This is a genomic window from Tsukamurella tyrosinosolvens, from assembly GCF_900104775.1.
Lineage (GTDB): Bacteria > Actinomycetota > Actinomycetes > Mycobacteriales > Mycobacteriaceae > Tsukamurella > Tsukamurella tyrosinosolvens.
Genome location: NZ_FNSA01000003.1, coordinates 2,822,456 through 2,834,649 on the forward strand (window position 1 = coordinate 2,822,456; position 12,194 = coordinate 2,834,649).

Genomic DNA, 12,194 nt, shown 5'->3' on the forward strand with positions numbered 1-12,194 from the left:
CGTGGTTGGAGGCGAAGGAGGCCAGATGCAGCAGGGCCCAGGCGATTGCGAGGGCCAGCACGGCGGTCATCGGTTTCGGACCATGGGCCAGACCTCCATGATCACGAGGGTCAGGGGGAAGGCCGAGACGGCGGCGAGGAGGGCCAGGAGCTCGAGCCGGAACTTCGCCAGGGGCGAGTGCATCGGCTGGTTGCGGATGCCCCACAGTGACGAGACGAGGACTCCGAGCACCAGAGGCACGGTGCCGGCGGCGAGGACGACGGTGTCGGCACCGGTCGGAGAGATCGCGCGTCCGACGAGATAGGCGGCCCAGGTCACCGGGCCGGCGATCAGCAGCGGGATGGCGAGCGCGCGGGGCACGAATCCCCGGCCCATTGCGAGCGCCACGATGGAGGCGCTCGCGATCAGCCCGAACATGTGCCACTCGTACTGGCGGGTGAAGTACCCGCCGGCCAGCGCGGCGACCACGAGAGTGATGGAGCTGGCGATGGTGACGCCGATCAGCGTGTGGATGGTCGCGATGACGCGGCCTTCCTGGTTGAGCATCGACTCGATGGCGACGTGTGAGGTGGTACGGCGGGACGCCTGCTTCACGCTGATCTCAGTGCGGTTGTCCACCGGCTCGCCCTCGCCCGCGATGTAGTTCACGCGGACCTTGTTCAGGTTTCGGGACCGCTTGGTCGCTCGGACGATCATGGACATCGACAGGAACGCGATCTGGGCGGCCGTGGCCTGCGGCGAGACAGGAAGCAGCAGGTGCAGGACGCCGACCACGACGAGGATCAGAGCAGCGGATCCGACGCCGATGTGCAGCGATGCTGGCGTGTTGTCCGTGACGTACCAGAGGACGAGCGCGACGGTCGCGGCCGCGGCGCCGATCGTGGTGAGGTGCCAGACGCCGAGTTCGCGTGGCACGGCGATGAGGGCGGCCGCCGAGACCGCAGCGTATGCGCCGACCGACATGCTGACGCCGACGTCGCGGTACTCCGTGTAGTTCTTGGCGAGGACCGCCGCGACCGCGATGCACAGGACCGTGATGGCGGAGAGCAGGCCCAGGAACGGCCAGCGCATCTGCGTGTTGCCGGCGAGGATCTCACCGACGCCGATCAGGCCGAGCGCGACGACGCCCAGCGGGAGGGCCCAGACCGCGAGCTTGCGGGAGTCCGCCTCCTCCACCTTGGCGAAGTTGTCGCGTCCGACTTCCGCGGCGCCCTCAGCGGTGTCGTCGCGGAGCGTGGGGTACTCCTCGGTGCGACGCCGATGCGTGAGGTACAGGTCGGCACCGGGCTTGACCTTGGCCGTAGCCAACGTCGCCTCGGGTTCGATGCGTTCACGCATCGCGCCCTTCTCCAGTGCCCATTCGACTCCGCGCTCCTGGAGGTACTTCCTCGTCGGCGCGGGCGGGTTGTCGTTGAGGAACTGCTCGCGCAGCTGAGGCAGCAGCGCGACGACGGGCGTGTGGATGTGCAGCTTGATCTCGAACGCGGAAGAGCCCGCGTGCACGAGCACGGGGAGGAAGTCGGTGTCCGCCAGCACCGCGGTGGGTTGCGTCATGCGCGCAGGTGTAGTCGACATTCGACCGAACACCAGGCCGGGGCGCGAACGCACGGTCGAGGAATCGAACGCACACTTCCCCGTCACGATGGCGCACTACTCGACGCACCAGAACATCTGTTCAGACTTCTCGATCTTGCAGTTCGACATCGGGATGGTAGCAACTCTGCAGGACAAGCCACGTTTCACAATCGTGCACTAGCGAAAGGTCGACATGCTCCACAACAAATGAATGCCCAGACGACGCATTCCTGAGACGCATGAGGCAGAGTGTGTGCGTGAGGCGGGCGCATTCCCGCGAACAGAGAGTGAAGCAACCCATGGAGGCAGCAGTGCGCACAGAGAACGCAGAGCCGGCGACGAAGGACCCGGAACTCGAACCGTGGCGGCACCTGGGCGAGATGGTGATCGCAGCTCGTAAGAGCCTCGGATGGCGGACGCGGCCGGACTTCGTCCGAGCGACCGGGCTCTCCAAGCGACTGCTCCTCGATGTCGAGAACGGCACGCGGAGCACGGTCACACCGAAGACCCTCATGCGTGTCGAACAGACGCTCGGATGGCCGGAAGGCGCGATCAGCCAGATCCTCACCGACCCCGACTACGTCCCGCAGACCAACTCCCGGCCGGCCTCGCTGGACGTCTTCCAGCCGCCGAAGTTCTCGCGCGACCCCGTGCGCGTCTCCGTCGAGAACATCGAAGAGCTCGCGACGACACTCTCGGCCCTGTCAGCCGAAGCGGAGTCCTCGAATGCCGAACTTCGGCTCAAGCAGAGCGCTGTCCGAATCTGCCTGCCGTACATCGAGCGTCTCGCCGAGGACAACTGCAGCCCCGGGATCTCCGTCCATGCGGCGATCCGGCCGATCGTCGACGAGTTCGTCCGCGTGGCGAAGCACTACTCTCCCAGCGAGCCGGGGGTCGACTACGTCTGCTGGCTGGCCGGCGAGAACGAGTCCGCCTCGCCTGCACTCGTCGAGCGGTACATGGAGCGCTTCCAGCGCGGTCGACGCTCCGAGGTCGACCGTTCGAGGGACTAGGCTCCGCTGAGCTCGAGGTCGACGACCGCGCATCCGCTCACGTAGAGCACCTCGGTCTGCCCGTAGAGGTGGCGAGCGGGGTTCTCGTAGGTGTGGCCGTGCAGAAGCCACCGCGGTCGATGCAGGTCCACCCACTCCCGTAGAGCGACGATCCCGACGTGCGCAGGGTCGGGCGCATCGTTGATGCCGGCGGGTGGGCAGTGCGTGATCACGAGATCGGCTCCGGGCAAGGCTCTCAGCGCGGCGGCGTACTCGTTCTGCGTGAACAGGACATCGTCGAGATCCGGCTTGTAGCGCACGCACCCCTGGACCGCGAGCACGCGAAGGGCGCTCCCGTCGGGAAGTTGGAGCTGCCCGACCTTCGCGGGAGAAGACCGATCGCCGACCAGATCGACGATGCCCGCGGCTGGCATGTAGTCGGCGGTGCAGTGGTTGCCGTAGACGCCCAACACCGCGGGAGCGCCGGCAGCGGCCATCGCCCGGGCATGCACGGCTTGGTAGTCGCCGAGGGAGATGATCGCGTCCGGCGCCGTCTCGGTGACGAGCTGGGCGAGGCGCCAGCGGCCATGCGCGTCGGTCGGCCATCCGTCGGTGTTGTCCGCCAGGACCAACAACCGCAACGCTCGCTCCATCAGCTGCCCCCTCTCCGCGTGCCCCGTGCGAGCCGCAGTACATCTGCCTCCACGGAAGCGCATCGCCCGTGGCGCGCTCGGACACGGCTGCGATCAGCTATGAGCCGTACCCCTTGCGGAGTTCCTCACGTTCGCGGGCGCGAGCCGCGGCCCGCTCCTCCGGCGTCATGTCCCGGTCGCGGAGGTAGGCCTCGATGCGCTCGGTCACGCCCCTCGGGAGGAGGCTGCATCCGCTCGCCCCACGTGGCGTCCAGAACCGCGGGTCGTCGGAGTGCTCTTCGGCGCGGTACCCGCACTCCGGACATGTTCCCGCCGCCATGCGTTCGTGCGCGGCTGGCGTCAGGTACCTCTGCGTCACGACATCTCCTCGGCGTTGCTCGACAGGGATTGGACGGGCTCTCGGTTGAACCACTCCAGGTGCCGGAGTGACCGGCGCGGATGGTCGAACGCGTGGACCGGATGGTGGCACTCGCTGAGATCGCATGGTTGTCCGCGGAAGGCGATCGACGTCGCGTCGTCCTGGTCAGGCGCGCGTTCCCACGGCGGGTCCGCCCAGTCGCCGCCGTTGAGCATGTCCAGCAGCTGCTGTTCACGCTGCCTCTGACCGCGCGAGTTCCCGGAGGTATCCACGCCTATCGCCCCCCGTTCAGCTCGGCGAGGTGCTCGTCGCAGAGAACAGCCTCGTAGTCCGGACGGCGCACGTGGCATCCGCACGACAGCAGCGATCCCGGCATGGGACCGGTCACGTCCGGGTCGCCGGCATCGAACGGCTCGAGAAACCGCTCCGAGACGGGGCCCGGGTTCTCGATCGGCGGGATCAGGTCGTCTTCCATCGTCAGTTCCCTTCGACTGCTGGACGGGCACCCAGCTGGCTGATCGGGGTGAGCCCGTCTGTCGCCTTCCAGAGCTTCGATCCGTCGTCGAATTTCACCGTCGCGTACGCGCCGTGCCCGAACACGTCGAGCACGAGGCCCTCGCTGCCATCCCAGTCGCGCACACGCTCACGCTCGCGGACCCCGTTCGGATTCAAGCTAGGCATCAGTTGCTCCTTCGCTGTGCGGATGGTCAGAACCGTGGCGCTAAGCCTTCGTTCGGGCGGACACATGTTCTCGGAACGCTTTCACGTAGGCGCGGACGGAGCACCTTTCGATCGGGTCACCGCATTCGCAGCGGTCGGGCACCTCAACTCGAACCGCCGCTGCGTCGTCCCAATACGTCAAGGGCCCTCTGTGGTACTCGTGGTCGACTTGCTGGCACAGTCCGACCTCGTTCCCGGGTTCGCTGTCGTACACCTCGCTTGCCGCCGGCCAGTTGTGCACGTCGCACATAAGCACCGGGCCCGAGACGCCGCCAACCTCTTCCCACCGCTGCATGGAGTACGAACAGAACTGGGAGTCATCGTTCGTTGCGGGCGCACCGTTCGCCATCGTGGTCTCCTTCGGCTTCCGGGACTACGCACGCGCGGTGAGCAGCGCGTACACCCGCTCGGCGGCCTTGGTCGACGAATCGCGCCGGCGCTCCCATGCCCACTGGGCGCCGATGTTGGGCAGGTCTTCGTAGCGCACCTTCCACACCTCCGGGTCGATGGCCTTCTTGAGCTGGTTCACGCTCGGGATCGTCTGCGGCATCAGCGCTGCTCCTTCGAGTTCCAGACGCCTACTGGAAGACCAGCTCGGCGCACCTGAGTGCGAACTTGAAGGTGTAGTCCACATGCCCGACAGCGGTGTTCTCGACCCGCAGTACGTCGGCGCTGTCGACCACGGGCCGGCCCCGTTCCAGTCGCGCGTTGTTCACCGCGAACAGCATCACGTTGCGTTCGTATTCGACCCACGCGGGCTCGCCGGATCCCAGGATCGCACTCCGGATCTCGCGCTCGCTCGCTGCCTGCGTCAGCGCAGCGGAGAAGTCGTCCGTCAGCTTCTTCCAGTCGCGATGCTCAGCGGCGGTGAGAACTCGTGCTTCTGTGTTCATAGCTACATTCTTCAGGTTCGGCTATTGGACAGTGCGGTCTTGGTCGAGGGAAGTATCTGCGAGCACGGCCACAGTCGCCCACATACACAGATGAGACGATCGGACCACCAACCGGCGCCGCACTCTCGCACCAAGCGCGGACGGTGTTCAGCTCGATCCGCCGCCGCTGTCGACTCCATCCTCATTCTCCGTTCGACTACCGGATGTTCGTGGATTCGCCGTCACGGGATTCGTGCCAGCGGAGGCCGCAACGGCCGCACTTCACGTCCGCGCCAGTCTCGTCGATACGCTCGGGCTCGGGCGTGTGCCCGAGCATCTGGCAGAGATCATGTGGCGCCGTGCGCTCGTTGAACATCGCTCACTCCATTCGTTCGACTTCTGGTGAATTGCGGATCTGGTTCGTCTGCTCGCCGAGGTGCTTAGCGCGCGGCGCTTCCTCGCGGCGCCGACCCCACCCCAAAGGAGGGAGGTCGCTTTCGCGAGGGCTTCCGAGCACCGGACCTGCATGAAGCAGAACCAGGTCTTTCGTCGCCTGGTCGTAGCCCTCCAGCTGCGCCTCAGACAGCTTGCTCACCGGGGCAAACCGGCGCAGATCGTTGATTGCGGCGGTCAGCGCGGTTACGCGAGCACGCTCAACCTCCAGAGCAGAGCTCTTGGCATCGAGACGGGACTTGACCGCATACGCCGCGAACGCACCCGCCTCCCGCTTGACGTACTCCACGGTTGCGTCGTCGCTCTCCGTATCGACCTGCGTCGAAGACTCACTCACACTGGCTCCCTCTCGGCGACCGGCGTCACTCGGCTAGTCTCTAAAATAGAGACTAGCACGCCAGCGTTCACCTAGGCTGGAATCCCTCTCGGGCGCTGCCTGCAGCCGCCTCCCGACGACATCCGACGACAGACCGAACACGCGATAAGCGCCCTACCTGCGAGTGTCGCGTCCTCGCTGTGCGTTCGAATGCCGCGCCGCAGAGGTGTTCACACGTTCGATCAACGTAGGCTTCCAGCCATGTGCCGCCTTCTCACCGACCGCCGAACCGCCAGCGCGAGGCCGCGATGACCGCCGGCGCCGACGAGGCTCCACCCCAGCTCGCGGGATACCAGATCACACGGCTGATCGGCGTCGGCGGAATGGGCAGGGTCTACCTCGCGACGCGCACTACGGCGACGATGAGCGGTCAGCGCGCGATCAAGATCATGACGCCTGCGGCTCCAGACGGCGCCGCGCGGTTCCGGCGCGAGGTATCCATCCTCGCTGGTCTGGACCATCCGAACATCGTCAGGCTCTTCGACAGCGATCAGACCCCAGACGGCCGACTGTGGATGGCGCTGGAGTACGTCGCGGGCCCGGATGCCGCCTCAGTGCTGGCCCAGCATGGTCCGGTCGCGCTCCCCCACGCCATAGACATCGTCTCGGACGTCGCCGCGGCACTGGACTACGCCTACGCGCACGCTTCGATCGTCCACCGGGACGTCAAGCCCGCGAACATCCTCATCGCGCCACCGGCTGCGGGCAGTCGCCCGCAGGCCAAGCTCGCCGACTTCGGAATCGCCAAGCTGCAGCAGAACTCCACGTCGATCACGCAGACCGGAACCGCACTGGGAACCGTGGCCTTCATGGCACCCGAGACCCTCGAGGGATTCGACACCGGCCCCCTCGCCGACGTGTACTCGCTGGGTTGCACCGCATACGCGCTCCTGACGGGCTCGGCGCCCTTCGTCGAGAAGACGCAGACCGCCACCATCACCGCCCACCTGACGCGGCGACCAGACACGATCACCTCACGGAACTCCGCGCTGCCGGCCGGGCTCGACGCCGTCTTCGCCAAGGTGCTCGCCAAGGCGCCGAACGACCGATTCTCCTCCGCGGGTGCGTTCGCCTCGGCGCTCCGGGCCGCGGCCGCCGGCCAGTTCGACGCGCCTACGGCAATTGCGCCGCACCACTTCGCCGCGCCGACCCACGCCGCCGAGGTGTCCACCACTCCTGCCGCCGCCGGGCCCCGACGGTCGCGAGCCCTCGCGATCGGCGCCGGCGTAGTCACCGCCGTGCTGGCCGCTACCGCCGGCGGCGCCTACCTGATCAACCGCGGACAGGCCCCAGCTTCCGCGCTCGCGGCTGAAGACCTGATGCCCTCGAAGGAGGAGATCGGCAAGGCGTTCGGCGGAACCCCTACTGGAACCACAACCGCCGTGGCCGGCACGGTAGCCACGCCGACGAAGGGCATCACCCCTGCGCAGTGCGCATGGTTCACCAACGGCCGCATCCCCATCGCTGCCGGCGCCACCGATGCCAGCCACAGCCAGTACCTGCTCGAGGACGCGGGCGCGGCGAGGATGTCCCAGGTGCACGTCGTGATCGCGCGGTATCCCGGAGCCTTGCCCACGACTACGCCCCCTGAGCGCGGTGCGTGCGAGTCCTTCACTGTGGCCGCCGACGCACCGGGGATGAACACCACGATCGGCGTCGGAACAGCGCGCGTGGACGAGACGGTCAAGGGGGCCGTGCGAACGATGATCGTGTCCGTGCCCGCACCCGGCGGGGGTCTGGCGCCGGTAACCACGGTGCGCGCGTTGGGCACCCGCGGATCGACCATGGTGCTCGTGACCACGGACCGTCCCACAAGTCAGGCGGCCGCGGCCAGCATGGCCGCCGAGGTGCTCGACCGGGCGAGCTCGTGAAGCCTCTTCGCGAGAATCGCGGCAGTTCATCGCGTCTGGCGTATCGAACACGGTGGCGGTAGACTGTCGCCAGATCCTCTCCGTGGTTGGTCAGGGTTGGGCGGCGAACGGCCCGGCATTCCGATGCCGGGCCGTTCCCTTTTTCCTGGTGGAGTGGACAGTTCAGTCCTGAGCCACCAGTTCCCTCTCGTACTCCCAGAAGAGTGCCTGCGGGTCGAAACTGTCGGACCACCGAACCCGCACCATTCCCGCGTCGGGCGCGTCGGCGGTCAGGTCGTCCGGAGTCCAGGCCTTGCGCCGATCGTCGCGGATCACCGTTCCCGTCTGGCCTGGGCGTTCCGGGTGGGTTACGTGCCGCGGCTCGCGGCTCGCGGTCTTGTTCTCGCCCACTGCTTGTCCTCTCACTCCGTCGATGTCGGTTCAGCGATTCCGGGCGTCGTCCGCCGCCATCATCGCTTCGTGCAGCGACGGGTATCCGGATCCGACCACTTCGACGTCCCACCCGTCCCGCTCGTAGAGCTGCGCCACCCACTCGCCGGCGTCGTTTCGTGTGACGCCCGCCGCGCGGTGCCCGCCGGCGACTGTGGCGATGTGCCACTCGACGTCGCCCTGCATCTCGGTGTGCCAGCCGCCGCGGCCCGGCCACGTGTTCATGGCGCCTCGTACCAGTCGGCGTCGTCCTCGGTGATCTGACTCTCGAAGATGACCTTCGGGAAGTCGCCACTGTCGAAGCTGCGCTCGTCGTAGCGGTCGACGCCGCGCGCCGCAGCGAGGGTGTCGAGGATCCGCTCCGTGCTCCACATCCCCGCGGAGTCGAGATCGACCAGCCCCTGGGCGACCAGGACGTCGATCAGCTTCTCTGGCGTGTAGTTCTCGGCCTGGTAGGTGTACCCGGCGATGGTGTCGGCGCTCACCGCAGGTCGTCCGCGTTCTCGCCGGAGTCGAACTCCACGTCCCAGTTCGTGGCGGCGTTCCAGTGCCCGGAGGTCATTCCGTTCTCGATCTGGCCGACGACCTCCTCCAGGTACTCAGTTGCCCGGTCGGCAGGGACGTTGATGGTGAGCTTGGCCATTGCGGCCTCCTTCTCGTTCGATCTGGGGACGAACTACTGGCCGGCGACGATGTGCGCGACGTGGGCCTGTGCGCGCGGGTCGCCCGGAATGTCGGACAGGTCTTCGGCCGGGGACAGCATCTCGGCCCGGAGTGAAGAGCCGCAGGTGGAGGAAAGAAGGACGCCGTCCTTCCGGAACCCCAGGATGAAGTCCGAGTCGGGCGAGAATCCGCCGACGAGGAAGCCGGCGCCGGGCGGCAGCGCGTCGATCGCCGCGCAGATGGCCTGGTTGTTTCCGCGCTCGACGACTGCCTGCTCGTCGCTGTCATCCCCATCGCTGCCCGCGACCTCGACGCGCGAAGCGTCGTAGTGCCACAGAGGCGTGTACTTGTCGGCGGTGATCTGCCAGGCGAGAACCTCGCCCTGCTCGCGGTCGAGGGTCACGGAGGAGTCCTCGACCATCTCCTCGACCGTCGCGTAGATGGGCTCATCGGCGAGGTATGCGTCCGGATCGTCCACCGTCCAGCCCCGGAGGAACACGGTCCGGACATCGCCGTCGTAGCTGATCAGGCCGATCGCTCCGGCCGGCTGGGTGAGAACTTCCTTGGCCGCGCCAAGGCCGCCGATCAGATCGTAGGTTTCCTGCATGGTGTTGCCTCTCTGTCAGGGCTCGAGGCAGACGCGATGCGCGCACTGCCCGCTGGTGACGGCGTTGCGGAACCAGACGCCGTCGTCGGTGATCTCGCGGTCGTCCTCGGTGCATTTGCGGTGCGGCGCCATGTCCGAGCAACGGTGACCTCTACGCAGGTCGCTCTCGTTCATTGGGGAGGTGATCTCGGCGGCCATCAGCCCAGCCCTTTCTCGTCCAGGTGCTTGCCGAAGTGAGTACGGGCTATGAGGTCGACGTGGGACCTCTCCATCTCCTCATCGAGGAAGTCCCACCCGCACAGGGTGCATTCGGCAGCGGCGAAACACTTGTCCGGGCCGGACCAGGTCTGCACCTGGAACAGAAGATCCCCGTCCGGCAAGCGGAACTCGATCGTGCGGGTGTCCGGGCCCCCGTTGAACAGGCCGTAGTCCCCTTGTGGTGCGGGCACGGTCAGACCTCCATCGGTGCGCCGTTGGAACTCGGCCTGTACAGCGCGCTCAGGTGTTCATGTTCGGCCACGGGGCCTCCCTCCACGATCGGGGTGCGAGTGCGGGTGAGCCTGCCACCGAAGCGCCCTCTGCCCCGAGCGTGGCGCGGACCCCGAGCAACGCCGCTGGCCGCGCCTTCCGCACCCAACCTGTAGGGCGCGGGGCATTCTGACCGACCATGGACCCCGCCATAGCGCGAATCTCGAGCGGCCGTGACAGTGCCCTGCGCAGGGCACTGAGGCGGCATGTGCGCAACGCTACGTCGACGCGCCCCGAAGGTCGCGCGAGACGCCTCCTCGAGGTGGCGATGACCGACATGGCCCGAGCGCACGCCGGCGATCTCCGGGTACTCCACTCGAGCGTTGACCGAGTCGCAGAGGCCGTGGGTCGCGCGCAGCTCGACGAGATTGCCTCTGCCGTCGCCTCCGGCACCCTCGATGGCGAGATCACCTTCGACATGCGGGACGTCCACTGGAGCTCCCTCGACGAGACGCCCACCCCGTACGGCACCTTCGTCGCGCACGTGCTGCTGCACCGGCACCGCCTGACCTCCGACCGCGGTGCGATGGCAGCGACATGCGCCCGGATCGTCACGACGCCCAGGCTGGGCGAGCCGCCGGCGTGGGCCGAAGTCGCCCCCATCGCGCTGTCGCACCCCGACGCGGTGGTCGCGGGCGCCGCGGCTGCGGTCGAGATCAGTACCGCTGCGTGCGATCGGCAAGAACTCCTCGAGAAAGTCGCGTCCGAGCACCGCAGCAGTCCCCTATTGCCGGCCGCGCTGCTCTTCGTCGAGTCCGCGGTACTGGCCCACGACGGTGTCGGCGAGGCAGTGCGCAACGCGCCCTGACAGTCGCACGTCACATGCACTCGCCGGCGTGGATCAAGAAGCAGTTGCGGCACGGGGTCCCGGCGTCGTTGAGGTCGTCGAGGTGCAGCGGGCAGGCGTCGTGCACGATGCGGCCCTCGACGTCGTAGTGCACGTCGTCGCCCAGGGTGATCTGGCCTCGGCAGTCCGGGCAGCGTCCGGGGTACTGTGCCTGGAAGCTGCGCGCGCCGGAGACCGTGCCGAGTCGTGGTGCGTTCATGGGATTCTCCTGTCTACAGGTGGGCGGGAAGGATCAGGTGCGGGATCGGTCCGGTCACCGGCGGTCCTCGCAGGCGCACCGCCGGGGGCGCATCGACAGCTCTCCGTCGGCAGCGGTGAAGACCTCAAAGTGGCTGCGCCACTCGTTGCGCCAGTTCGGAAGCTCATGGTCGAGAACCTCGGCGGCGTCTACCGCTCCGGAGGCGAGGTCCAGGAGCACACCGGGAGCGACGGCGCGGTAGACGTCGATCGGCCGCAGGTTGAACCCTTCCACGAGCGACCGGGTCAACCATGTCGCCGGCTCATCGACGTACTCGGCCAGCGCTTCCAGGACCTCGATGAGGCGATTGAGCTCGTCGGCCTCCTCGGGGGTCGGGCTGGCGGCACCCCGGCGGAGGAGCCGAAGTCGCGAGACGGGGACGCCGAGTAGGTCGGAAGCGTCGCCTTGGCCGATGCCGTAGTCGTTGCCGAGGGTCTGCAGAGCGGGCCGGCGAGTGTTCGGTGTCACGGCTTCGTCGTCCTGCCTGTGTCGTCGGAGTATCCGAGCTGGTCCAGCGCGGTGTTGATGGCACGCTCGAAGACCTCGTCGGCGTGCTCGTAGGCGTCGCCGATCAGGATCAGTCCGTCGGAGTCCCAGTCGTACTGGCGGCGTGGGTTCGACCGGAGGATGACGATCCGGTTGAAGGGCAGGCGGACGATGCGCACGTGCCGGGCATCGAGGAGCTCGAGAGCGGCCATGACCACGACGCTGCGGCGTACCTGGAGCGACTTCCCGCTCAGCTCGCGGGGTGCGATCCATGCACGCCCGAGCGCTCCCCATAGCCACTGCACCCCGGCGAACAGGAGGAACGCGGATGGCAGCGTGAGCGCCCCGATGACGAACCAGGCCGCTGCGTTAGGCATGTCGATCTCCTGCGGTCGAGTCGGCGTGCGGATATGAACACTTGCATGTGTCGTGCACAGCGAAGGCACATGCGCCGCACCAGAAGCCCTTCTTCCCGACGTACCGTTCTCCGGGCGCGCCGCAGTGGCACGGGCCCTCTTCGTCCATG

22 protein-coding genes are annotated in these 12,194 nt (G+C 67.4%); 3 read left to right on the plus strand and 19 right to left on the minus strand.

Features of this window, described 5'->3' with window-relative positions; genetic code table 11:
* Positions 1-66: 66 nt before the first annotated feature.
* Entirely contained in the window at positions 67-1,554 is a 1,488-nt protein-coding gene (eccD, locus tag BLW32_RS15905; RefSeq protein WP_068742765.1) for a type VII secretion integral membrane protein EccD, read from the minus strand.
* Between the two features lie 332 nt (positions 1,555-1,886).
* On the opposite strand from eccD, the gene BLW32_RS15910 reads away from it, so the two are divergent.
* On the plus strand, positions 1,887-2,588 hold the full coding sequence (locus tag BLW32_RS15910; protein ID WP_068742764.1) for a helix-turn-helix domain-containing protein: 702 nt from the start codon (positions 1,887-1,889) through the stop codon (positions 2,586-2,588).
* Here BLW32_RS15910 and BLW32_RS15915 read toward each other — a convergent pair.
* From BLW32_RS15915 to BLW32_RS15945, 8 genes are all read right to left on the minus strand, one after another.
* Complete coding sequence (locus BLW32_RS15915; protein WP_231857440.1) at positions 2,585-3,220, minus strand: metallophosphoesterase family protein; 636 nt, start codon at positions 3,218-3,220, stop codon at positions 2,585-2,587. The two genes, BLW32_RS15910 and BLW32_RS15915, sit on opposite strands and share 4 nt — an antisense overlap.
* 354 nt (positions 3,221-3,574) lie before the next feature.
* Positions 3,575-3,850 carry a hypothetical protein gene (locus BLW32_RS15925; protein WP_068742762.1) on the minus strand — a complete coding sequence of 92 codons (276 nt, stop codon included), beginning with the start codon at positions 3,848-3,850 and terminating at the stop codon, positions 3,575-3,577.
* 2 nt (positions 3,851-3,852) lie between these two features.
* On the minus strand, positions 3,853-4,053 hold the full coding sequence (locus BLW32_RS15930) for a hypothetical protein (protein WP_068742761.1): 201 nt from the start codon (positions 4,051-4,053) through the stop codon (positions 3,853-3,855).
* Between the two features lie 2 nt (positions 4,054-4,055).
* Entirely contained in the window at positions 4,056-4,259 is a 204-nt protein-coding gene (locus BLW32_RS27155; protein ID WP_139286210.1) for a hypothetical protein, read from the minus strand.
* Between the two features lie 40 nt (positions 4,260-4,299).
* Entirely contained in the window at positions 4,300-4,647 is a 348-nt protein-coding gene (locus BLW32_RS15935) for a hypothetical protein (protein ID WP_139286211.1), read from the minus strand.
* 24 nt (positions 4,648-4,671) lie between these two features.
* The gene (locus tag BLW32_RS27740; protein WP_170181031.1) at positions 4,672-4,848 is read right to left on the minus strand and encodes a hypothetical protein; all 177 of its coding nucleotides are present in this window, start codon (positions 4,846-4,848) and stop codon (positions 4,672-4,674) included.
* A 28-nt stretch (positions 4,849-4,876) separates the two neighbouring features.
* Positions 4,877-5,191 (minus strand): hypothetical protein, encoded by a 315-nt coding sequence (locus BLW32_RS15940; protein ID WP_068742759.1) that lies wholly within the window; start codon positions 5,189-5,191, stop codon positions 4,877-4,879.
* Positions 5,192-5,549: 358 nt separating this feature from the next.
* Positions 5,550-5,960: a hypothetical protein gene (locus BLW32_RS15945; protein WP_068742758.1), complete on the minus strand. Its 411-nt coding sequence runs from the start codon at positions 5,958-5,960 to the stop codon at positions 5,550-5,552.
* A 287-nt stretch (positions 5,961-6,247) separates the two neighbouring features.
* Here BLW32_RS15945 and BLW32_RS15950 point away from each other — a divergent pair, with 287 nt between their 5' ends.
* Positions 6,248-7,870 carry a serine/threonine-protein kinase gene (locus BLW32_RS15950; RefSeq protein ID WP_068742757.1) on the plus strand — a complete coding sequence of 541 codons (1,623 nt, stop codon included), beginning with the start codon at positions 6,248-6,250 and terminating at the stop codon, positions 7,868-7,870.
* Between the two features lie 162 nt (positions 7,871-8,032).
* Here BLW32_RS15950 and BLW32_RS27160 read toward each other — a convergent pair whose 3' ends face one another.
* Genes BLW32_RS27160 through BLW32_RS15970 form a run of 7 tightly spaced genes read right to left on the minus strand, consistent with a single transcriptional unit; the run spans position 8,033 to position 10,018 of the window.
* A complete protein-coding gene (locus BLW32_RS27160; protein WP_068742756.1) occupies positions 8,033-8,260 on the minus strand; it encodes a hypothetical protein in 228 nt (75 codons plus the stop codon).
* 30 nt (positions 8,261-8,290) lie between these two features.
* Positions 8,291-8,524, minus strand: a complete 234-nt coding sequence (locus BLW32_RS15955; protein ID WP_068742755.1) for a hypothetical protein — start codon at positions 8,522-8,524, stop codon at positions 8,291-8,293.
* Entirely contained in the window at positions 8,521-8,784 is a 264-nt protein-coding gene (locus tag BLW32_RS15960) for a hypothetical protein (protein ID WP_068742754.1), read from the minus strand. The genes BLW32_RS15955 and BLW32_RS15960 overlap by 4 nt, the downstream gene beginning before the upstream one ends.
* The gene (locus tag BLW32_RS27745; protein ID WP_156486429.1) at positions 8,781-8,942 is read right to left on the minus strand and encodes a hypothetical protein; all 162 of its coding nucleotides are present in this window, start codon (positions 8,940-8,942) and stop codon (positions 8,781-8,783) included. Before BLW32_RS27745 ends, BLW32_RS15960 begins: the two co-directional genes overlap by 4 nt.
* 33 nt (positions 8,943-8,975) lie before the next feature.
* A complete protein-coding gene (locus tag BLW32_RS15965; protein ID WP_068742753.1) occupies positions 8,976-9,569 on the minus strand; it encodes a hypothetical protein in 594 nt (197 codons plus the stop codon).
* Between the two features lie 15 nt (positions 9,570-9,584).
* Positions 9,585-9,767 carry a hypothetical protein gene (locus BLW32_RS27165; RefSeq protein WP_139286212.1) on the minus strand — a complete coding sequence of 61 codons (183 nt, stop codon included), beginning with the start codon at positions 9,765-9,767 and terminating at the stop codon, positions 9,585-9,587.
* Complete coding sequence (locus BLW32_RS15970) at positions 9,767-10,018, minus strand: hypothetical protein (protein WP_068742752.1); 252 nt, start codon at positions 10,016-10,018, stop codon at positions 9,767-9,769. The genes BLW32_RS27165 and BLW32_RS15970 overlap by 1 nt, the downstream gene beginning before the upstream one ends.
* Before the next feature lie 422 nt (positions 10,019-10,440).
* On the opposite strand from BLW32_RS15970, the gene BLW32_RS15975 reads away from it, so the two are divergent.
* Positions 10,441-10,905, plus strand: coding sequence for a hypothetical protein (locus tag BLW32_RS15975; protein WP_139286213.1), 465 nt, complete (start codon positions 10,441-10,443; stop codon positions 10,903-10,905).
* A gap of 10 nt (positions 10,906-10,915) precedes the next feature.
* Here the strand turns inward: BLW32_RS15975 and BLW32_RS15980 are convergent, their stop codons facing one another.
* Genes BLW32_RS15980 through BLW32_RS15990 form a run of 3 tightly spaced genes read right to left on the minus strand, consistent with a single transcriptional unit; the run spans position 10,916 to position 12,045 of the window.
* Positions 10,916-11,143 (minus strand): hypothetical protein, encoded by a 228-nt coding sequence (locus BLW32_RS15980; RefSeq protein WP_068742750.1) that lies wholly within the window; start codon positions 11,141-11,143, stop codon positions 10,916-10,918.
* A 54-nt stretch (positions 11,144-11,197) separates the two neighbouring features.
* On the minus strand, positions 11,198-11,650 hold the full coding sequence (locus BLW32_RS15985; RefSeq protein ID WP_068742749.1) for a hypothetical protein: 453 nt from the start codon (positions 11,648-11,650) through the stop codon (positions 11,198-11,200).
* The gene (locus tag BLW32_RS15990) at positions 11,647-12,045 is read right to left on the minus strand and encodes a hypothetical protein (RefSeq protein ID WP_068742748.1); all 399 of its coding nucleotides are present in this window, start codon (positions 12,043-12,045) and stop codon (positions 11,647-11,649) included. Before BLW32_RS15990 ends, BLW32_RS15985 begins: the two co-directional genes overlap by 4 nt.
* Positions 12,046-12,194 lie beyond the last annotated feature (149 nt).